At 72.2% G+C, this 19,781-nt stretch carries 19 protein-coding genes; 3 read left to right on the top strand and 16 right to left on the bottom strand.

Features of this window, described 5'->3' with window-relative positions; translation table 11 throughout:
* Positions 1-15: 15 nt before the first annotated feature.
* Together R4I43_RS07145 and R4I43_RS07140 are read right to left on the bottom strand one after the other, a co-directional pair.
* Complete coding sequence (locus tag R4I43_RS07145; RefSeq protein WP_324264736.1) at positions 16-1,635, bottom strand: amidohydrolase; 1,620 nt, start codon at positions 1,633-1,635, stop codon at positions 16-18.
* A 219-nt stretch (positions 1,636-1,854) separates the two neighbouring features.
* Complete coding sequence (locus R4I43_RS07140) at positions 1,855-2,397, bottom strand: FxsA family protein (RefSeq protein WP_324264735.1); 543 nt, start codon at positions 2,395-2,397, stop codon at positions 1,855-1,857.
* A 199-nt stretch (positions 2,398-2,596) separates the two neighbouring features.
* Between R4I43_RS07140 and R4I43_RS07135 the strand changes: the two genes are divergently transcribed.
* Positions 2,597-3,664 carry a GDSL-type esterase/lipase family protein gene (locus R4I43_RS07135; RefSeq protein WP_324264734.1) on the top strand — a complete coding sequence of 356 codons (1,068 nt, stop codon included), beginning with the start codon at positions 2,597-2,599 and terminating at the stop codon, positions 3,662-3,664.
* Positions 3,665-3,668: 4 nt separating this feature from the next.
* Here R4I43_RS07135 and R4I43_RS07130 read toward each other — a convergent pair whose 3' ends face one another.
* The 8 genes from R4I43_RS07130 to R4I43_RS07095 all read right to left on the bottom strand — a co-directional run bounded on the left by R4I43_RS07130 (position 3,669) and on the right by R4I43_RS07095 (position 10,968).
* Positions 3,669-4,139 carry an Lrp/AsnC family transcriptional regulator gene (locus R4I43_RS07130; RefSeq protein WP_407691212.1) on the bottom strand — a complete coding sequence of 157 codons (471 nt, stop codon included), beginning with the start codon at positions 4,137-4,139 and terminating at the stop codon, positions 3,669-3,671.
* Positions 4,136-5,269 carry a M24 family metallopeptidase gene (locus R4I43_RS07125; protein WP_324264733.1) on the bottom strand — a complete coding sequence of 378 codons (1,134 nt, stop codon included), beginning with the start codon at positions 5,267-5,269 and terminating at the stop codon, positions 4,136-4,138. Before R4I43_RS07125 ends, R4I43_RS07130 begins: the two co-directional genes overlap by 4 nt.
* Positions 5,270-5,372: 103 nt before the next feature.
* A complete protein-coding gene (locus tag R4I43_RS07120) occupies positions 5,373-6,905 on the bottom strand; it encodes a glycoside hydrolase family 32 protein (RefSeq protein ID WP_324264732.1) in 1,533 nt (510 codons plus the stop codon).
* 114 nt (positions 6,906-7,019) lie between these two features.
* Positions 7,020-7,295, bottom strand: coding sequence for an HPr family phosphocarrier protein (locus tag R4I43_RS07115; protein ID WP_324264731.1), 276 nt, complete (start codon positions 7,293-7,295; stop codon positions 7,020-7,022).
* 46 nt (positions 7,296-7,341) lie between these two features.
* The gene (locus R4I43_RS07110) at positions 7,342-8,820 is read right to left on the bottom strand and encodes a PTS fructose transporter subunit IIC (protein WP_324264730.1); all 1,479 of its coding nucleotides are present in this window, start codon (positions 8,818-8,820) and stop codon (positions 7,342-7,344) included.
* Positions 8,817-9,269 (bottom strand): PTS sugar transporter subunit IIA, encoded by a 453-nt coding sequence (locus R4I43_RS07105; protein ID WP_324264729.1) that lies wholly within the window; start codon positions 9,267-9,269, stop codon positions 8,817-8,819. The genes R4I43_RS07110 and R4I43_RS07105 overlap by 4 nt, the downstream gene beginning before the upstream one ends.
* A complete protein-coding gene (gene pfkB / locus R4I43_RS07100) occupies positions 9,266-10,210 on the bottom strand; it encodes a 1-phosphofructokinase (RefSeq protein ID WP_324264728.1) in 945 nt (314 codons plus the stop codon). The genes R4I43_RS07105 and pfkB overlap by 4 nt, the downstream gene beginning before the upstream one ends.
* A complete protein-coding gene (locus tag R4I43_RS07095; protein WP_324264727.1) occupies positions 10,207-10,968 on the bottom strand; it encodes a DeoR/GlpR family DNA-binding transcription regulator in 762 nt (253 codons plus the stop codon). Before R4I43_RS07095 ends, pfkB begins: the two co-directional genes overlap by 4 nt.
* A gap of 111 nt (positions 10,969-11,079) precedes the next feature.
* Here R4I43_RS07095 and R4I43_RS07090 point away from each other — a divergent pair, with 111 nt between their 5' ends.
* Positions 11,080-12,714, top strand: coding sequence for a phosphoenolpyruvate--protein phosphotransferase (locus R4I43_RS07090; RefSeq protein ID WP_324264726.1), 1,635 nt, complete (start codon positions 11,080-11,082; stop codon positions 12,712-12,714).
* 68 nt (positions 12,715-12,782) lie between these two features.
* On the top strand, positions 12,783-13,712 hold the full coding sequence (locus R4I43_RS07085) for a 5'-3' exonuclease (RefSeq protein WP_324265026.1): 930 nt from the start codon (positions 12,783-12,785) through the stop codon (positions 13,710-13,712).
* Between the two features lie 85 nt (positions 13,713-13,797).
* Here the strand turns inward: R4I43_RS07085 and R4I43_RS07080 are convergent, their stop codons facing one another.
* The 6 genes from R4I43_RS07080 to R4I43_RS07055 form a co-directional block, all read right to left on the bottom strand.
* Positions 13,798-14,376: a DUF4333 domain-containing protein gene (locus R4I43_RS07080; protein WP_324264725.1), complete on the bottom strand. Its 579-nt coding sequence runs from the start codon at positions 14,374-14,376 to the stop codon at positions 13,798-13,800.
* Positions 14,377-14,437: 61 nt separating this feature from the next.
* Positions 14,438-17,251, bottom strand: coding sequence for a DEAD/DEAH box helicase (locus R4I43_RS07075; RefSeq protein WP_324264724.1), 2,814 nt, complete (start codon positions 17,249-17,251; stop codon positions 14,438-14,440).
* Positions 17,252-17,300: 49 nt separating this feature from the next.
* Positions 17,301-18,194 (bottom strand): diacylglycerol/lipid kinase family protein, encoded by an 894-nt coding sequence (locus R4I43_RS07070; protein ID WP_324264723.1) that lies wholly within the window; start codon positions 18,192-18,194, stop codon positions 17,301-17,303.
* Between the two features lie 48 nt (positions 18,195-18,242).
* Positions 18,243-19,112 (bottom strand): twin-arginine translocase subunit TatC, encoded by an 870-nt coding sequence (tatC, locus tag R4I43_RS07065; RefSeq protein ID WP_324264722.1) that lies wholly within the window; start codon positions 19,110-19,112, stop codon positions 18,243-18,245.
* A 104-nt stretch (positions 19,113-19,216) separates the two neighbouring features.
* The gene (gene tatA, locus R4I43_RS07060; RefSeq protein WP_324264721.1) at positions 19,217-19,489 is read right to left on the bottom strand and encodes a Sec-independent protein translocase subunit TatA; all 273 of its coding nucleotides are present in this window, start codon (positions 19,487-19,489) and stop codon (positions 19,217-19,219) included.
* A gap of 86 nt (positions 19,490-19,575) precedes the next feature.
* Complete coding sequence (locus R4I43_RS07055) at positions 19,576-19,776, bottom strand: bacteriophage holin (protein WP_324264720.1); 201 nt, start codon at positions 19,774-19,776, stop codon at positions 19,576-19,578.
* Positions 19,777-19,781 lie beyond the last annotated feature (5 nt).

Raw genomic sequence — 19,781 nt, 5'->3', positions numbered from 1 at the left:
GCGCGGGCCCGGAGATCAGACGAGTTCGTCGTCTTCGGGGTTGTGCTTGAAGATCGTCTGGCCGCGCAGGACGGTGCGCAGGCAGCGCGGCATCGGTGCCTGCGGGGAGAGGTCCGGCAGCGGCGGGACGCCCGAGCGCGGGTCGGTCGACCAGCGCTGCACCCGCGAATCGCTACCGGCCACCACGAGTTCACCGGCGTCCCACACCGCGTAGGTGGCAGGCGCCCCGGGGACCAGGGTTCCGGTCACGCCGTCGTCGACTCCGGCGGCCCGCCAGCCGCCGCGGGTGTGGGCGGTGAACGCGGCCCGCGGCGAGATGCCGAAGCCGTCGGTGCGGTGGTTGACCGCGGCCTGCACCGAGCGCCACGGGTCGACCGGTGTCACCGGCGCGTCGGAACCCAGCGCCAGCAGCACGCCGTTGGCGGCCAGCTGGGAGAACGGGTTCAGCCGGGCGCCGCGGGGCAGTCCGAGCCTGCGGGCGTACATGTCGTCGGTGCCGCCCCAGGAGGCGTCGAAACCAGGCTGCACGGAGGCGACCACGCCGAAGGAGCCCAGCTCGGCGGCCTGCTCCTCGTCGATCATCTCCAGGTGTTCCAGGCGGTGCCGCATGCTGGCCAGAGCCGGTGTGCCGACCACCTCGGCGGCCTTGCGGAACCCGGCGCACACCTCGGCCACCCCGGCGTCCCCTATGACGTGGAACCCGGCCTGCAGGCCTGCTCGCGTGCAGGCCACCAGGTGTTCGGCGACCGCATCGGCGTCGAGGTAGAGGACCCCGGCCGTGCTCGGGTCGTCGGTGTAGGGCTCGCGCAGCGCGGCGGTCCGGGACCCCACGGCACCGTCGACGAACAGATCACCGGCCAGCCCCCGCGCACCGAGCTCGCGGGCGCGCTCGAGGGCACCGAGCTCGCCCCAGTACCCGACGACCTCCGGCACCCCGCCCTGCTCGGACAGCGCCAGCAGCTCGACCAGGTCTTCGGCACCGGAGATGTCCGGGCCGGCGCACTCGTGGACGCAGGCCACGCCCCGGGCGGCGGCCTGCTGCAGGAACGCCAGCTGCGCTTCCTTGCGCTGTCCCGAGCCCAGGGCGTCGCGGGCCGCCCGGCGCACGTGGTGGTGGGCGACGCGGGTCAGCGGACCGTCCTCGCTCCAGCCCTCGGCGCTGCGCGCCAGCGGGGCGAGGTTCACCAGCTCGGTCGACACGAGCGCGGAGTGCACGTCGATGCGCGAGAGGTACACCGGTGCACCACCGGAGGCGGTGTCGATCTCCTCGCGCGTGGGAGGCCTGCGCTCGGGCCACCAGGTCTCGTCCCAGCCGTGACCCCACACCAGCGCGCCCGGGTATTCGGCCACGTGATCGCGCAGCGCGTGCAGGAACTCCGTCAGCGAGGCGCAGCCGGTCAGGTCGAGGCCGCGCAGCAGCAGCCCGGTGGAGGTGGCGTGCACGTGGGCGTCGACGAAGGCGGGTGCGACGAACGCGCCTTCGAGGTCGATGACCTCGGCTTCGGGGTTCAGCGCACGGCCGACCTCGTCGGCGCCGAGCCACGAGATGACGCCGTCGGTGACGGCCATCGCGGTGGCGCCGGCGTCGGCGGGCGAGTGGATTCGGCCGCCGAGCAACAACGTGGTCTCGGGCATGTCCTTCGTGCTTTCCGCGTTCCGGGGTTCAACTGCGCAGTTCGCTCTCGCCGGGCGGCTCAAGGCGCCCGATCCGTGATCGAACTCAGCCCCCGATCCGCCCCGGCAACGATCGTTCTGACGAGCTTACCCGCACTGAGCGCACAGGCTTGAACCTGTGGTCTCTACCGCGAACGCGAAGCTCGGGCGCACCTCCACCGGCCGAGCGGTTCGGCCTCGTCAGCGCTGCGGCGGCTCGTCGAGGCGTTCGGCGCGCACCGACTGCGGCGGCAGGATGATCGGCGTGCTGCCCGAGTTCGGGGCGTCGTCGGTCTCGTCGACGACCTCGCCGTCGATGAAGTCACCCGGGCGCCCACCTGCGCGGTTGAACCGCTGCTGGTGCAGCCACACCTGGTCCTGCATCTGCTTGGCCCGCTTCTCGGCGGCGCGCATCATGCGCTTGCGCACCAGCGCCCTGGTCGGCGGCAGGAGCAGCAGGAGACCGGCGATGTCGCTGAGGAAGCCGGGCAGCACGATCAGCAGACCGCCGGCGGCGATGAGCATTCCGTCGGAGATCTCCCGGTCGGCGGGCCTGCGCAGCCGCGCGGCCTCGCGGAACTCGCCGAGGGTGCGGCGGCCTTCCCGACGCAGCAGCCAGCTGCCCAGGACTGCGGCCAGCACCAGCAGGCCGATGGTGGGCAGCAGCCCGATCGCCTGACCCAGCGCGACCAGCACGGCGAGTTCGGCGACCCCGGCGATGAGGAGCAGCACGAGGATCGGCACCCAGGACCTCCAGTTGTGAAGCCTTCCACCCGCACAACGAACGGGAGACCCGGAATTCTCCCAAACCGACCGCGGCGATTGCGACGAACCTCGCACCAGGGCTCCGAGCATGAGATGTGGCACACCGCGTCCAGGCGGTGCACCACGTTCCGCTACCTGCACCGCCGAGTTCGGCGACCACTTCGTAGACTCCCCTGTGATGCGGGCGCACAAGTCGAAATCGCTCATCCTCCTGCTCGCGGGCAGCCTGCTGGCGCTCGCGGTCTTGATCAGCGATCAGTACCTGCCGGGTCTGCCGCTGCAGCCCAAGCAACTGCCGGCCGCCGTGGTGACGGTCGGTGACTCGACGCTGTCCGGTGAAGGCGGCGGCAACTACGTGGCGGGCACCAACGGCGAGGGCGACAACTGGTGCCACCGCTCCCCCGCCGCACCGGTCAACCAGCTGCGCCTGCCCCCTGAGGTGACGCGCATCAACCTGGCCTGCTCGGGAGCCCGCACCGAGTCGCTGCGCACCGACCAGGAGTACGTCGGCGCCGAGAAGTCGCAGGCGGCGCAGCTGGCCGAACTGGCCCAGCGCTACCGGATCACCGACGTGGTGGTGCAGATCGGCGCCAACGACGATCCCGGCTTCCTCGCAGTGGTCAACCAGTGCGTGGAGGCGTGGGCTCGCCGGGCCCCGGTGGGCTGCTCGGCGCAGCTGGAAGGCCGGTGGCAGGAGCGCATCGACCAGATGCAGCCCAAGGCGCTGGCGGCGGTGCGCGACATCCGCGAGGCGATGGACAGCGCCGGGTACACGCCCAGCAGCTACCAGCTGATCATGCAGTCCTACGCGTCCCCGGTGGGCCCGGAGGTGCGCCCGGAGCTGCAGGGCTTGTCCGGCTGCCCGTTCCTCACCAGCGACCTGGCGTGGCTCCGCGACGTCGGCGTGCCGCAGCTCTCCGACGGGTTGCGCGAGGTCGCCCGCGACGCGGACGCGCGGTTCCTGGACCTGTCCCGCGCGGGCACCGGCCACGAGGCCTGCACCGGGGACCCGAAGACGGCCAACGGCGAGTGGTTCACACGGCTCACAGTGGACTGGGAGGCGCTGAAGGACGAGCAGCGCGCCCCGCACGCGATGCAGGAGTCCTTCCACGCCAACGCCACCGGGCACGCCCAGCTGGCCCGCTGCCTCGGCGAGTTCATGGCCGCCGCCGAACCGGGCGCGGCCTGCCTACCGGACGAGCGCGGGAACCTCACCGCGGTCCCGCTCTCCGACGCCCACCGCTGACGGCTCAGATCGCGGGCGGGCGGTTCTCGAACGGGGTGGAGAGCACGACCGTGGTTCGGGTGGAGACCTTGGCCGCCTCGCGGATCTGGCGGAGCAGCTCCTCCAGCCCGAGCGGCGAGGCGACCCGCACCTGGAGGATGTAGGACTCGTCGCCGGCCACCGAGTAGCAGGACTCGATCTCCGGCAGGTGCTGCAGCCGCTGCGGGTAGTCGTCCGGGGCCGCCGGGTCGATCGGCGTCAGCGAGATGAACGCGGTCAGCGGCAGACCGATCTGCTCACCGTCCACTTTGGCCGTGTAACCCTGCAGCGCGCCGCGCTGCTCCAGCCGCCGGACGCGCTGGTGCACGGCGGACACGCTGAGACCGACGCGCTCGGCCAGTTCGGTGAAGCTGCATCTGCCGTCACGCGCGAGTTCGCGCAGGATCGCCCGGTCGGTGGCTTCCAGAGCGCCCGGGCCGGTGGTCCGTTCGCTCACGCCGGCAGCACCACCAGCTCGTGCGGCTGGTTGTTCACGCTCTCCACGCCGTCGTCGGTGACGATCACGATGTCCTCGATCCGCGCGCCCCAGTGGCCCTGCTGGTAGATGCCGGGCTCGACGCTGAAGGCCATGCCGGCTTCGAGCACGAGCTCGTTGCCGCCGACGATGTAGGGCTCCTCGTGCACGTCGAGGCCGATGCCGTGACCGGTGCGGTGCACGAAGTTCTCGCCGAACCCGGCGGCGGCGATCGGTTCGCGGGCGGCGGCGTCGATGGACTCCGCGGTGGCCCCGGGCCGGACGGCGTCGACGGCGGCGCGCTGGGCGGCTTGCAGCACCGCGTAGGTCTCGCGCACGTCGGCCTGGGCGGGCTCGCCGATGGCGTAGGTGCGGGTGCAGTCGGAGTTGTAGCCGCTGGCGATCGGGCCGCCGATGTCGATGACCACGACGTCGCCGCGCTCGATGACCCGGTCGGACACCGAGTGGTGCGGGCTGGCGCCGTTCGGGCCGGAACCGACGATGATGAACGCGGCCTCGGTGTGGCCCTCGGCGATGATCGCCTCACCGATGTCGGCGCCCACCTCGGCTTCGGTGCGACCGGGCTTGAGGAACTCGGCCATCCGCGCGTGCACCCGGTCGATCGCAGCACCGGCGTCGCGCAGCGCCTGCAGTTCGGTGGCGTCCTTGCGCATCCGCAGCTCGCGCAGCACCGGCGAGGCCAGGACCTGCTCGGCGCCGGGCAGCTTGCCGCGCAGCGGGAGGGTGTGCAGCGCGGGCATCGCGTCGGCGAGCGCGATCCGCGAGGGCTTGCCCAGCAGGTCGGCCACCATCCCGTGCGAGTCCTGCCCGTCGACCCAGGTCACGACCTCGATGCCGAGCTCGGCCAGCGGCACGTCGGCGTATCCGGGCGCCTCCAGCTTCGGCACCACCAGCGCGGGCCGGCCGTCGGCGGGCAGCACCAGGCAGGTGAGCCGCTCGTGGGACTCACCACCGGCGCCCAGCAGGTAGCGAAGGTCGGAGCCGGGCGTGATCAGCAGCGCGTCCAGGTCGGAGGCGGCAGCGGTTTCCGCGGCACGGGTCAGGCGCGCGGCGAGCACGGCGGGGTCCTGCTTCAACGAGACAGTGGCCATGGTCCAAGCCTAATCCCGCCCGGGTTCCACGCCGATCGCGCGGTCCGGGCGCGGCGCGCCGGAGGAGCCGCCGAGCGCTGCCCGCCGGCTCCTCCGGGTCCGCTCACGGGGTGAGATCGAAGACCTCCAGCTCGGCCTCCGCGCGCCCACCTGCGGCGAACGGTGCGATCCGGTCGCTGCCGGAGTCCGGGAACACCAGGTCGGTCAGGACCGCGCGCCCGTCCTGGGCGAACACCTCGACGCAGCTGCGGTCGGCGACCACGCGCAGGGCGAGCACACCGCCGTCGACGGCCAGCGGGGTGCCGTGGCGGGCCGGGAACTGCTGGCTGACCTGGGCCTCACCGGAGTCGGTGCGATCGACGAACAGTTCCCCCGCCGCGACGTCGTAGCCGACGCGGGTCCGCCCACCGGGCCCGGCGAACACGTCCACCCCGACCACCGGGGCGGTGCCGAGCCGGAAGGTGGCGACCACGTCGACGGCGCTACCCCGGAACTCCACGTCGGAGCCGTCGGTGAGCACCCCGCCCCAGGCCCGCCGGTTGGCCCGGACATCAGACAGCTCCGCCACCGGCCGTTGCACGAGTTGCACCCCACCCGCGGCGTCGGTGAGGCCCAGCTCGCGCGGTGTGCTCATCATGCCCCGCCACGGCGAGGTGGGGATCGCCGCGGCGTAGTCCCAGTTGCTGGTCCACCCCAGCCACAGCCGTCGGCCGTCGGGCACGTCGGAGAACGACTGCGGGGCGTAGAAGTCGGCACCCCGGTCGGCCCACCGGACCTCGTCGGCGGGCCCCTCGGCGGTGAAGGTCGTGCCGTCGAAGTCACCGATGAAGTACTGGGTCGCGGAACCGCCCGCAGGACCGCCCGGGTTGATGCTCACGATCATCACCCACCGCGTGCGGGCGGGATCACCGTCAACGGGCAGTTCGAACAGGTCGGGGCATTCCCACACGCCGCCGTGCGCGCCGCGTTCGGCGCCGAACTCGCTGAGCTGCTCCCAGTCCCGCAGGTTCGGCGAACCGTAGATCTGGATGCGGTCGCCCGCGGCGAGGAGCAGCACCCAGCGGCCGGTCGGCTCGTGCCAGAAGACCTTGGGGTCGCGGAAGTCCGCGATCCCGGGGTTCGGGATCACCGGGTTGCCGTCGTACTTGGTCCAGGTGCGGCCGCGGTCGCTGCTGTGGGCGAGGCTCTGCTGCTGGCTGTCGCCCGCGCTGGTGTAGAGCGCCACCAGCCCGGGCTTCCCGCCGAAGAACCCGCTGGTGTCGTGGTGGTCGACGACGGCGCTGCCGGAGAAGATCGCGCCGAGCTCGTCGGGTTCCAGCGCGACCGGGAGTTCCTGCCAGCGCACGAGGTCGGTGCTCACCGCGTGCAGCCAGGACATGTTGCCCCACTGGTCACCGGACGGGTTGTGCTGGCAGAACAGGTGGTACTCGCCGTCGAAGAAGACCAGGCCGTTGGGGTCGTTGATCCAGTTGCGCTCGGGGGCGAAGCGCACGGCCGGACGCCAGTGCGGTGTTTCGCCCGCGATGGCCCGGCCGGGCGTGGTCAGGCCACCGAGCGCGCCCAGGCCGAGCAGGGCTCCGGTGCTGATGAGGAATCGGCGTCGTGGCAGGTCGGGAAGGTCGGTTCGTGATCGCACTGGTGCTCCTTCGCTCCAGTTTCCGTTGCCTTCGAGTGCTGCCGGCAGGCAGCTTCCGCCACCCCGACGTCGTTGGCGCGGTGGCGGAAGTCGTTGGTGCGCGCCCGGTTCCGGTCAGGCCGGGGTCTTGTCCAGGTCCTGCTCCAGCAGTGCCGCCAGTTCGTCGAGCGCGGCCTGGTCGGTGCAGGTCAGCTCGACCTCCTCGTCGTGGTGCGCGCCGAGGCCCATCACGCCGAGGACGCTGGCCGCGTCGACCGGTTCACCCGCCACTCCGTCGACGACCTTCGCGATCGTGACGGGCTCGGGCTTGGCGGCCGCGGCCTGGGCGAACAGGGCGGCGGGGCGGGCGTGCAGGCCGACGGAGGCGGCGATGCGGACGCGGCGTTGCATGCGGGTTCCTCTCGGGAGTCGTTGTGGTGCGGTGGTTCTCGCGGGATCAGGCGGCGACGGCGGCGGTGCGCTCGGCGGTCTGCTCGGCGGCGGGTTCGCCCGCGGGCCGGCCGATCTGCTTGGCCACCAGCACCGCGGCGGCGGACACGACGACGCCGATCACGATCGCCGCCAGGTACGGCAGCGGGTTGCCCACCAGCGGGGTCACGAAGATGCCGCCGTGCGGGGCGCGCAGCGTGGCGCCGAAGCTCATCGACAGCGCACCCGTGGTGGCCGCGCCGATCACCGTGGACGGGATGATCCGCAGCGGATCGGCGGCGGCGAACGGGATGGCGCCCTCGGTGATGAACGAGGCGCCGAGCAGCCACGCGGTGCGGCCGTTGGCCCGCTCGGCCGGGGTGAACAGCCTGCCGCGCACGGCGGAGGCCAGGGCCAGCGCCAGCGGCGGCACCATGCCCGCGGCCATCACCGCGGCCATGATCTCCAGCGAGGTCGTGCTGCCGATGCTCAGGCCGCCGACGGCGAAGGTGTAGGCGACCTTGTTGATCGGCCCGCCCATGTCGAAGGCGATCATCGCGCCCAGCAGCGCGCCGAGCAGGGCCGCGTTGGCACCGGAGAGCCCGGTCAGCCAGTCGGTGAGCGCGGTCATGGCCAGCGCGATCGGCTTGCCGACGACCACGAACATCAACGCCCCGACCACGAGCGTGCCCAGCAGCGGCAGCACCACCACCGGCATGATCCCGGCGATGCCGCGCGGGACCTTGACCGTCTTGAGCCCGGCGATGACCGCACCGGCCAGCAGGCCCGCGACGAGTCCGCCGAGGAAGCCCGCACCGACGGTCACGGCGATGGCCCCGCCGACGAACCCGGGTGCGATCGCGGGCCGGTCGGCGATGGCGAACGCGATGAACCCGGCCAGCACCGGCACCAGGAACTCGAAGGCCGCCGATCCGATCTGGTTGGCCAGCGCCGCCCAGGAGACCAGGCTGGCCGCGTCGAACTGCTCGGTGACCGGTGGCGCGTCGGTGATCTGGTACCCGCCGAGCGCGAAGCTCAGCGCGATCAGCAGACCGCCCGCCGCGACGAACGGGATCATGTAGCTCACGCCGGTCATCAGCCACTGCCGCAGCCGATTGCCGAACCCGGCACCTGCGGTGACCTTGCTGGCCAGCGCGGGTTCCGCGGTCTCCGCCGCTGCGTCACCGGCGTCCGCGACGGGCTGCCGGGCGGCCTCGGCCGCGCGCTGGAGGAGCCCGGCGGCGTCGTTGATGGCCTGCTTGACGGGCGCTTCGACGATCGGCTTGCCCGCGAAGCGCTCCCGGTCCCGCACGCCGACGTCGACGGCGAAGATCACCGCGTCGGCGCTGCGGATGTCCTCATCGGACAGCGGGGTCGAGCCGGCCGAGCCCTGGGTTTCGACCTTCAGCTCCTCGCCGGCGTCCTGGGCCGCCTGCTCCAGGGCTTCGGCGGCCATGTAGGTGTGCGCGATGCCGGTCGGGCAGGCGGTAATGGCCACGTACTTCACGACGCGACCTCCTCGCTGATGTAGGCGGCCAGCGCCGCCGGGTCGGTGGTCTCGGCCAGGGTCTTCTTGAACTCCGCGCGCACCAGTCGGCGTGCGAGGGCGGCCAGCACGGTCATGTGCTCCTCGCCGCCGCCTTCCGGCGCGGCGATCAGGAAGATCAGCTTGGCGGGGCCGTCCTCGGCTCCGAAGTCGACGCCCGCGCTGCTGCGGCCGAAGGCCAGCGACGGCGCGGTCACCGCGGTGGAGCGGCAGTGCGGGATGCCGATCCCGCCCTCCAGGCCGGTGGGCATCTGGGCTTCGCGGGCGTCGACGTCGGCCAGGAAGGTCTCCAGGTCGGTGACGCGCCCGGCGTCCACGAGCCGTGTCGCCAGCGCGCGGACCGCAGTGGTGCGGTCGGTTCCGGGCAGGTCCAGCTCGACGAGGTCCCGGGTGATCAGTTCGGTAGTCATGCAGCCACTCCGCTGAGGCTCACTGTTCTGTCCACTGCGTCCACCCGAACTCGCTGCGGGTGGACGTCGCTCAGGCCGGGCATGCGGCTTCCCGCGAGCCCGACCGCGGCCGTTCCGTACGCGACGGCGCTGCGCAACGCCGCCTCCTCGGCCGCGCTTTCGCGCAGGAATCCGGCGAGCATCGCGTCACCGGCTCCGACGGTGCTGCGCACCTCGGTGGCGGTGCTCGTCGCGAAGCGCTCACCGGTCGCGCTCACCAGCACCGCGCCCAGCCTGCCGAGGCTGACCAGCACGGTGCCCACACCTCCTGCCCGCAGCCCGTGGGCGACGTCGAGCACGTCCCCGAGGTCGCGCAGCGGGCCGCCCGCCAGTTCGGCGAGTTCGGCGAGGTTCGGTTTGATCAGGTCGGGTGCCGCCCGGCACGCCAGCGCCAGCGGCTGGCCGGAGGCGTCCACCGCGACCCGGGTGCCCGCGGCGCGGGCCGCGCCGACGAGCCGGGCGTGCAGGTCCGGCGGGCACCCGTCGGGCAGGCTGCCGCAGGTCACCAGCCATTTGGCGCGCCCGGCGAGCTCGATCACCGCGGTCTCCAGCGCGGCCACCTCGGCCTCGCTGAGCCGCGGCCCGGGTTCGTTGAACTTGCTGGTGGTGCCGTCGGACTCCACGACCGCGATGTTGCTGCGGGTCGGGGCGTGCACCGGGACCTCGACCACCGGGACCGCTTCGGGGGCCAGCAGTTCGGCCAGCCGCGCGCCTTCGGCGCCTCCGGAGGGCAGCACGGCCAAGGTGGGCACGCCCGCTGCTGCCAACGCACGGGCGACGTTCACGCCCTTGCCGCCCGGATCGAGCTGGACCCGCTTGGCCCGGTGCACCTCGCCGGGGCTGACCTGGTCGACCTGGACGGTGCGGTCCAGGCTGGGGTTGGGCGTCACGGTCACGATCACGCCAGCACCACCTCCGCCTCGATCCGCTCGAGCTCGTCGACCGCGGCCTGGTCGAGGCCGTCGTCGGTGATCACCTGGTCGATCTCGGACAGCTCGGCGAACCGGCTGAACTGGTCGTCGCCGTACTTGCTGTGGTCGGCCAGCAGCACGCGCTTGCGGCACGCGGCGATCATCGCCGACTTCACCGCCGACTCGGCGGGATCGGGCGTGGTGCAGCCGCGCGCGGCGGAGAAGCCGTTGGTGCCGAAGAACCCGACGTCCACGGTCAGCAGCCGCAGCACGTCCAGCGCCCAGGAGTCGACGGTGGCCAGCGTCGTGCCGCGCACCCGGCCACCGAGCAGGTGCACGTTGGCGTTGTTGCGGGCGGCCAGCTGGTTCGCCGCGGGCAGCGAGTTGGTGACCACGGTCAGTTCCCGGTCGGTGGGCAGCAGCGCGGCGAGCTTGGCGGTGGTGGTCCCGCCGTCGAGCAGCACGGTGCCCCGGGCCGGGACCTGGTCCAACGCGGCCTTGGCGATGCGTTCCTTCTCCTCGGCGTTGGTCTGGTCGCGCAGCGGGACGCCGGGCTCGAAGTCGTGCCGCTCCACGGCGATGGCTCCCCCGTAGACGCGTCGCAGCAGCCCTTGCCGTTCCAGCGCGGCGAGGTCGCGGCGGATCGTCTCGGGTGCCACCTCGAACTCGGCCGCGGCGGCGGTGACGTCGATGCGCCCGTCCTGCCGTGCCCGCTGCGCCAGCAGCTGCTGGCGCTCCGCCCCGTACATGCCCGTTTTCCTCCGGTTGCTGTTTGGTGTTGCCTGATTGTGCCCCTTGTTGTCATATTGTCAAGGCCTCGGCAACACGAGGAAGAAGTTCGGCGCGGTAGGGAGCGGTGCATGTCAACGCTACGAGGAGTCGGTGTCAGTCCTGGCCGAGCGGCCGGCCCGGTCATGTTGGTTCATGACCGGTTGCCCGAGCCCGCTCGCGAGCCCGAGCCCGCCGACCCGGTGGCCGAGTCCGCGCGGATCCACCCGGCCGCGCAGGAGGTCGCCCGGCACCTGCGCGACCGCGCCGCGAACGCGAGCGGCGAGGCCCGGGCCGTCCTCGAGGTCACCGCAGCGATGGCCACCGATCCGGCTCTGCTCTCGGCGGCCGAGAAGGCCGTCGTCGACCGGCGGCTGCCCGCTGCCCGCGCGGTGTTCGAGTCCGCCGCCCAGTTCGCCGACGCGCTGGCCGCAGCGGGCGGCTACCTGGCCGAACGCGTCCGCGACGTCGAGGACGTGCGCGACCGGATCATCGCCGAGCTCTCCGGCCTCGCAGCCGTCGGCGTTCCCACCACGACCACGCCGAGCGTGCTGATCTCCCGCGACCTGGCACCGGCCGACACCGCCGACCTCGACCCCGAGATGGTGCTCGCGCTGGTCACCGAGGAGGGCGGCCCGACCAGCCACACCGCGATCCTGGCCAGGGCCCTGGGCATCCCCGCCGTGGTCGCCGCGCGCGGCGCGCTGGCCGCCGGGGCGGCCGGAGCCCGGGTCGACGGCTCGACGGGCACGGTCGAACTCCTCGCGGAGAGCATCGAGCCCGCTGCGGCAGCTCACGCCGAGAACCGCTGGCACGGCACCGGGACGACCGCGGACGGGCACGCGGTGAAGCTGCTCGCCAACGTCGGCTCCGCCACCGACGCCGCGAAGGCCCTCGAAGCGGGAGCCCAGGGCTCGGGGTTGTTCCGCACCGAGTTCTGCTTTCTGGACGCCACGACCGAACCCTCCGAAGCCCAGCAGCGCGAGTCCTACGCCGCGGTGCTGCGCCCCTTCGCCGGAAAGCCCGTCGTGGTGCGCACTCTCGACGCCGGAGCGGACAAACCGCTGCCGTTCCTGGACATCTCCGCCGAACCCAACCCCGCGCTGGGCGTGCGCGGCCTCCGGGTCGCCTTCGACCGGCCGGAGCTGCTGGACCGGCAGCTGGCCGCCATCGTCGCGGCGGCCGGGGACACCGGAGCCGAGGTGTCGGTGATGGCCCCGATGGTCGCGACCCCGGCCGAGGCCGCGTGGTTCGCCGAGCGCGCCCGCGCCGCCGGAGCTGACCGCGTCGGGGTCATGGTCGAAACCCCCGCCGCCGCGCTGTGCGCCGAGCAGCTGCTGGCCGAAGTGGACTTCGCCAGCATCGGCACCAACGACCTGGCGCAGTACACCTGCGCCGCCGACCGGATGACCGGTGCGCTGGCCGCCCTCAACGACCCGTGGCAACCCGCGCTGCTCCGGCTGATCGCGCTGCTGGGCGAAGCGTCCGGCACGCTGGGCAAGCCGGTGGGCGTGTGCGGTGAGGCCGCCGCCGACCCGCTGCTGGCCGGAGTCCTCGTCGGTCTGGGCGTGAGCAGCCTGTCGATGACCTCGGCGGCGCTGCCCGCCGTCGGTGCGGCGCTGGCCGAGCACTCGCTGGCCGACTGGCAGCGGGCCGCCCAGCAGGCCGTGACCGCCCCCGGCGCCGCGCAGGCCCGCGACCGCGCCCGAGCCGCCCTGGACGGTTGATCGGATCGGCAGGTCGGGCGCGTGGTCCGATCAGGACGTGTCAAGCTGGACCCGTGACCGGACCTCTGATGCTCGTCGATTCGGCCGGGTTGTGGTTTCGCTCGTTCTACGCGCTGCCCGACTCGCTGACCGCTCCTGATGGCACGCCGGTGAACTCGGTGCGCGGCTTCTGCGACATGCTCGCGAAGCTGATCACCGATCGTCGGCCGTCGCGACTGGTGGCGTGCTTGGACAACGACTGGCGCCCGCAGTTCCGGGTGGACGCCCTGCCGTCCTACAAGACGCACCGCGTCGCCGTCGAGGCCGCGGACCCAGCGGACCCGGACGCCGAGGACGTGCCCGACACGCTGTCACCGCAGATCCCGGTGATCCTCGAGGTGCTCAACGCCGCCAGGATCACCACCGCCGAGGCCGAGGGGTTCGAGGCCGACGACGTCATCGGCGCGCTGGCCGACCGCGAGCGCACCGACCCGGTGGAGGTCGTCACCGGCGACCGCGACCTGTTCCAGCTGGTGCGCGCCGAGCCGCAGGTGCGGGTGATCTACATCGGCGCGGGCCTGGCCAAGGCGCAGGACTGCGGCCCGGAGGAGCTGGCGGAGAAGTACGCGCTGAGCCCGCAGCGGGCGGGCGCCGACTACGCGGAGATGGCGGTGCTGCGCGGCGACCCGTCCGACGGGCTGCCCGGCGTGGCCGGCATCGGCGAGAAGACCGCGGCCAAGCTGATCACCCAGTTCGGCTCGCTGGAGGCGCTGCTGCGCGCCGCCGCCGACGGCGATGCCCGCCTGACCTCGCGGATCCGCACCAAGCTCGCCGAGTCCGCCGAGTACCTGGCGGCGGCCCCGTCGGTGGTCAACGTCGTCCGGGACGCCCCGGTGGTCATGGACCGCGAATCCGACGCCCTGCCCGCCGAACCCGACCTCGACCGGCTGCGCGACCTGCAGTCCCGGTGGGGCCTCGGCGCCAGCATCGACCGCCTCATCACCGCCCTCACGGGCTAGGACCACGAGTCCTGCCGAGGCGAGAGCCGGGCCCACCCCTCCGCAGCGGGCGGTTGCCCGGCGTCGGAGCGCCCGGTCCACGAGGTCACTTCGGGTGGCCGACCTCGTAGACGCCCTCGTCGTTCTTGACCGTGACGGTGACGACCTTGCTCGCGCCGTTGATCTGCACCTGGCAGTCGAAGCGGTGCCGGACCTCGACCGGCTGCCCGTCCGGGCAGGTCACCGGGCCGACACCGGCGATGTTGTAGGAGCCCTTGAGCGTTTGCGCGACGCCCTTCTCGACGCTGGCGGCGTCGAACACCGGGCGCACGAAGAACCCTGGGGCCGCGAAACCGAGCACCAGCACCACGGCGAGCACCACCAGCACGCCCGAGCCGGCGAGGATCCACGGCAGCTTCGAACGGGTCCGCCGCTGCGGAGCCGCCGGGAACCCGAAACCGCCCGGCGACGGGTAGTACGGCTGCGGCTGGCCGTAGCCGGAGGGCTGCTGGCCGTACTGGGGCTGCTGGATCGGCTGCTGCTGCACCGGCTGCCGGATCGGCTGCGGCGGGATCTGCTGCGGGGCGAGCGGCTGCTGGTGACCACCCGGCTGCGGATACCCCGGCCCCTGGGGCTGCTGCCCCCACTGGGGGTAACCCCCTGGCGGGCCGTAGGGGGACGACATCTACACCTCCGGATGAATTCAGCTGGCGCGGCCGACTTTCAGTGATCCAACCACAACCGGGTCACACCCCACCGGCGGCCACCACACCGCGGCGGATCGCGGTGACGGCCTTCGCCGCCGCCGACCCGACCTGGTCCTTGGTGCCCATCACGTCCCGGATCTGGTCCAGCAGGTCGATCACCTGACGGCACCAGCGCACGAAATCACCGGCCGAGAGCTCGTTGCCCGCGGACTCGGCCGCGGTCAGCACCTTCTCCAGCGACTCGCCGCGCGCCCACCGGAACACCGGCCAGGCGAACCCGGCATCGGGCTCGCGGGTGCGGTTGAGCTTGTGCCGCCGCTCGTCGTCCTCCAGCTCCGCCCACAACTGCCAGGTGGAGGTCAGCGCCTCGGTGATCGGCCCGGCTGGCACCTGCGGCGCCGGACCTTCCCGGCGCGACTCGTAGACCAGCGAGGACACCACCGCCGCGAGCTCAGCCGCACCGAGGCCCTTCCAGGTCCCCACCCGCAGGCACTCGGCGGCCAACAGGTCGGACTCGCTGTAGAGCCGGGACAACCGCCGCCCGTGCTCGGTGACCTGCCCGGCCTGCGTCTCGGCCTCGTCCGGCGCCTCGTCACCGGGCTTGCCGCCCGGCGCGGGCAGGTAGTCGCGCTCGGTCAGCAGCGCCACGATCCGGTCGAACGAGCGGGCCAGCGAGTGCGTGGTGCTGCTGACCTTGCGCCGCAGGTTCTCGTTCTCGCCGCGCAGCCGCTCGTAGCGCTCCGCCCAGCGCGCGTGCGCCTCCCGCTCGTCGCAGCCGTGGCAGGGGTGCGCCTTCAACGCCCGCCGCAGGCTCGCCAGCTCGGCGTCGTCGCTGGCGTCCGAGCGCTTGCGCCCGCGCCCGCCCGACGAGCTCAACCCGGTGTTGCGCAGCGAGGACGCCAGGTCCCGGCGCGACTTCGGCGAGCGGGTGTCGACGTGCTTGGGCAGCTTGATCTTGCCCAGCGCCTCCACCGGCGAGGTGAAGTCGGCGACCGACAGGCGCCCCGACCAGCGGTCCTCGGTCACCACCAGCGGACGCGGTTCGCCCATCGGCTCCAGGCCCGGGTCGATCACCACCGCCAGCCCGGACCGCCGCCCCGCGGGCACCGCGATCACGTCGCCCTTGCGCAGCTTCTCCAGCGACTTGGCCGCCTCCGCCCGACGCGACTGCCGGTTCTGCCTGGCCAGCGCCTTCTCCCGCTCGGAGATGCGGCGCCGCAGGTCGAAGTACTCGGCGAAGTCGCCCAGGTGGCACTCCATCGCCTCGGTGTAGCCCGCCAGCGCCTCGGCGTTGCGCTCCACCCGGCGCGAGAGCCCCACCACCGACCGGTCGGCCTGGAACTGCGCGAAGGACTGCTCCAGCAGGTCCCGCGCGGCGTCCTGGCCGACGCGCTGCACCAGGTTGACCGCCATGTTGTAGCCGGGCCGGAACGACGAGCGCAGCGGGTAGGTGCGGGTCGAGGCCAGACCGGCGACCTGCTTGGGGTCCACACCCGGCTGCCACACCACGACCGCGTGGCCCTCGATGTCGATGCCGCGCCGCCCGGCGCGGCCGGTGAGCTGCGTGTACTCGCCGGGGCTGAGGTCCACGTGCGACTCGCCGTTGAACTTCACCAGCCGCTCCAGCACCACCGTGCGCGCAGGCATGTTGATGCCCAGCGCCAGCGTCTCGGTGGCGAACACGGCCTTGACCAGGCCGCGCACGAACAGCTCCTCGACGGTCTCCTTGAACGCGGGCAGCAGCCCGGCGTGGTGCGCGGCCAGACCCCGCTCCAGCGCCTCCCGCCACTCCCAGAACCCGAGCACCCCGAGGTCGGAATCAGGCAGGTTGGCGGTGCGCTCGTCGATGACCTCGCGGATCTCCTCGACCTCGGACTCGGTGGTCAGCCGCAGCCCGGCCCGCACGCACTGCGCCACCGCCTGGTCGCAGCCGTTGCGGCTGAAGATGAACACGATCGCCGGCAGCAGCCCGGCCGCGTCGAGGCTGGTCAGCATCTCCAGCCGGGACGGCGGGGCGAACCGCGGCGGACGCGGCCCCTTGCGCTTCTGCGGCGGCCCACCGCGCCGGCCCCCGTAGGGCAGGTGGGTGCGGGCCAGCTGCTGGGTGTGCCGCAGCAGCTGCGGGTTGATGCTCAGCTCGTGGTCGTCGGTCTCACCGCCGAACAGGTCGAACATCCGGGGCCCGACCTGCATGTGCTGCCACAACGGCACCGGCCGGTGCTCGTCGACCACGATCGTGGTGTCGCCGCGCACCTCCTGCAGCCACTCGCCGAACTCCTCGGCGTTGCTGACCGTCGCCGACAGGCTCGCGACCTGCACGTAGTCCGGCAGGTGCAGGATCACTTCCTCCCACACCGCGCCCCGGAACCGGTCCGCCAGGTAGTGGACCTCGTCCATCACCACGTACCCGAGGTGGTCGAGCCCGCGCGAACCGGCGTAGAGCATGTTGCGCAGCACCTCGGTGGTCATCACGACCACCTGGGCGTCGCCGTTGATCGAGGTGTCGCCGGTCAGCAGCCCGACCGCGTCATCGCCGTACCGCTGGCACAGGTCGGCGAACTTCTGGTTGGACAGCGCCTTGATCGGCGTCGTGTAGAAGCAGCGGCGCCCCTCCGACAGCGCCAGGTGCACGGCGAACTCGCCCACCACGGTCTTGCCCGCACCGGTGGGCGCGCACACCAGCACACCTCTGCCGGCTTCCAGCGCCTGGCATCCGGTCAGCTGGAAGGGGTCTAGTTCGAAGGACAGCTCCGCGATGAACTCGGCCAGTTTCGGATGGGCGCTGCGGCGGGAGTGCGCCGCGTACGCATCGGCCGGCGAGAGCTTGGTCGGGTTGGAACGGCTGGCAGCCACACCCCAAGGTTTTCACATCCCACCGACCGGTGTCTCAGCCGAACCGCTCTCACCCGTGTGTTGGTGTGCAGGCCACGCTCAGTGCGCCTGGCGTGCAGCGGATCGTCAGGGGCAACCTGGCCTGGGGTTCGCCGTCGGCGTAAGCCAGCCACCCGTTGTCACCCCCGAGCCGCACCGACTTGGCGCGCAGCGTGGTCACCGCGGGGTGGTCCACGTGCCGCCCGGTGCGCAGCCTCGGCAGGATCCGCAGCAGCTCCCGGCGCGGCACCCGGCCGACCACGGTCACGTCGAACAGGCCGTCGTCGTCGAGCGCGTCCGGGCAGATCGGGACCCCACCGCCGTACCAGCGGGTGTTGCCGACCGCGATCAGCGTGGCCTCGGTGTCGAGCACACCGTGCTCGGTCTCCAGCCGCACCGACCGGCTCCGCAGCCCGATCAACTCCCTGACCAGCGCGATGTCGTAGCGGCGCTGCCCACGCGGCCAGCGCATCCGGTTGGCCCGGGCGTTGACCTTCGCGTCGAAACCCGCGCACAGCACCGTCGCGAACCAGCCGGTGCCCGCGACCTTGCCCAGGTCGACGTGGCGCCTGGCGCCGGTGGAGATGGCCTTGGCCGCGGCTAGCGCGGCGGCCACCGGCTCGCGCGGGATCCCCAGGCTCCGGGCCAGGTCGTTGCCGGTACCGGCCGGGATGATCGCCAGCGCGGTCGCCGACTCCGCGCAGGCCTGCACGGCCAGGTGCGCGATGCCGTCGCCGCCGACCACGGCCAGCACGTCGGCGTGGTCCTCCACCGCGCGCCGCACGGCGGACTCGGTGCCGGCCGGGTCGGTGGCGATCACCGTCCGCACCTCGCACACAGCGCGAAGGTGGTCGGTGAGCTCACCGACCACCTTCGCGGAAAGACCACCACCGGCCGCGGGATTGATCACCAGGACGCAACGCATGAGGATGCATCTAAGCCCACGTGCAGCCCGCTTGGCCAGAGCCGATCGTCAGGTGATGCCGTCGTGCTTCGGCGGCGCCGACGGGGTCGTGTCCAGCTTCGATGCCAGCGGGTCGATCTCCGAGGCCTCGTCGAGCCCGACACCGGTCAGCCCCTCCGCGGCCAGCTTCTTGGCCTTGCGCCGGTCGTGCGAGCGGCAGATCAGCGCCGCCAGCAGGAACAGCAGCGACAGGGCCGCCGACAGCGCCAGCATCGAGAACGGGTCCTGACCGGGCGTGGCGATCGCGGCGAACACGAACAGCGCGAACACCAGCCCCCGCCACCACTGGCGGAGCTTCTCGTAGGTGACGACGCCCGCGCGGTTGAGCATCACCAGGATCAGCGGCAGCTCGAAGCTCACACCGAAGATCACCAGCAGCAGCAACATGAAGTTGATGTACTTGCCACCGGTGAGCGCGGTGAAGAACGCCTCGCCACCGAAGCCCGCCATGAAGCTCAGCGCCTCGGGGACGATGTAGTAGGCCAGCACCGCGCCCGCGACGAACAGGATCGTCGCGAAGAACACGAAGGTGCGGGCGAACTTGCGCTCCTTGGCGTAGAGCCCGGGCGTGATGAACGCCCACAGCTGGTACAGCCACACCGGGCTGAAGAGGATCGCACCGACGGACAGGCCGACCTTCATGCGCAGCATGAAGATCTCGAACGGCTCGGTCTGCAGCAGCTGGCAGGTGCCGTTCGGGCTCAGGCGCTGCTCCACCGGCAGCGCGCAGTAGGGCCCGAGCAGCACGTCACCGAGCGTCGGCCACCCGAACGGCGCGCTGGAAAACCAGATGAACCCGAGGATGGCCCCGATGATCACGAACGTCACGGCCACCCCGAGCCGGTAGCGCAGCTCGAAGAGGTGGTCGATGATCGTCATGGTGCCGTCGGGGTTGTGCCTGCGTCCCCACCGACGGCGATCATCCCGGAACGGGTTCAGGCGACGCAGTGGACTGGCACCCACTTCGTTAGCCCCGTCCTCAGTCAGTTCTTCTGTTCGTTCTGCTGCTTGTCCTCGACGGGCGAGGTCGCCGGCGGAGCACTCGGCTCACCCGCCGTCAGCTCGGGCTTCTGCTCCTTCTCGGACTGAGCCTTCTTCGCAGCTTCCTCGTCGGCCTTCATGCCGCGCGCCTCAGCCTTGAACACCCGAGCGGACTGTCCCAGAGAACGGGCCATCTGCGGGAGCTTGGTGGCGCCGAACAGCAGCACCAGAACCAAGACGATGAGGATCAGCTCCCAGCCACCTGGCAAACCCATCCGTACACAACCTTTCGTGATGTCCCTGCTAGGCGCCAATGGTACGCGGGGCAGGGGTCGGCAAATAGGGCCGTTTCGCCTTCTCGTCAACCGCGGCGGCGCTGCGAGATCGCCACCTTCAGGCCTGCCACCCGCGCCTTGACCATTCCGCGGCGATCGGCGAGATCGTGGGCCGCGCTCCGCTGCACGCGCTGAAAGCGGCGTACCTCCAACAGGGCCCTGATCAGCAGGAACACCAGCAGGACGAGGCCTGCAGCCAGCAGCACGAGAGTCCAGACGAACGGCACGTGGT

The organism is Saccharopolyspora mangrovi (assembly GCF_035320975.1).
In the GTDB taxonomy this organism is placed as follows: domain Bacteria; phylum Actinomycetota; class Actinomycetes; order Mycobacteriales; family Pseudonocardiaceae; genus Saccharopolyspora; species Saccharopolyspora mangrovi.
This window is presented reverse-complemented; position numbering and strand designations above follow the sequence as displayed.

Bases quoted from the DNA above. Each gene is read 5' to 3' on its own strand.
- R4I43_RS07145 (WP_324264736.1), bottom strand. From the start codon at position 1,635: ATGCCCGAGACCACGTTGTTGCTCGGCGGCCGAATCCACTCGCCCGCC.
- R4I43_RS07135 (WP_324264734.1), top strand. From the start codon at position 2,597: ATGCGGGCGCACAAGTCGAAATCGCTCATCCTCCTGCTCGCGGGCAGC.
- R4I43_RS07125 (WP_324264733.1), bottom strand. From the start codon at position 5,269: ATGGCCACTGTCTCGTTGAAGCAGGACCCCGCCGTGCTCGCCGCGCGC.
- R4I43_RS07115 (WP_324264731.1), bottom strand. From the start codon at position 7,295: ATGCAACGCCGCGTCCGCATCGCCGCCTCCGTCGGCCTGCACGCCCGC.
- R4I43_RS07105 (WP_324264729.1), bottom strand. From the start codon at position 9,269: ATGACTACCGAACTGATCACCCGGGACCTCGTCGAGCTGGACCTGCCC.
- R4I43_RS07095 (WP_324264727.1), bottom strand. From the start codon at position 10,968: ATGTACGGGGCGGAGCGCCAGCAGCTGCTGGCGCAGCGGGCACGGCAG.
- R4I43_RS07090 (WP_324264726.1), top strand. From the start codon at position 11,080: ATGTCAACGCTACGAGGAGTCGGTGTCAGTCCTGGCCGAGCGGCCGGC.
- R4I43_RS07085 (WP_324265026.1), top strand. From the start codon at position 12,783: ATGCTCGTCGATTCGGCCGGGTTGTGGTTTCGCTCGTTCTACGCGCTG.
- R4I43_RS07080 (WP_324264725.1), bottom strand. From the start codon at position 14,376: ATGTCGTCCCCCTACGGCCCGCCAGGGGGTTACCCCCAGTGGGGGCAG.
- R4I43_RS07070 (WP_324264723.1), bottom strand. From the start codon at position 18,194: ATGCGTTGCGTCCTGGTGATCAATCCCGCGGCCGGTGGTGGTCTTTCC.
- tatC (WP_324264722.1), bottom strand. From the start codon at position 19,112: ATGACGATCATCGACCACCTCTTCGAGCTGCGCTACCGGCTCGGGGTG.
- tatA (WP_324264721.1), bottom strand. From the start codon at position 19,489: ATGGGTTTGCCAGGTGGCTGGGAGCTGATCCTCATCGTCTTGGTTCTG.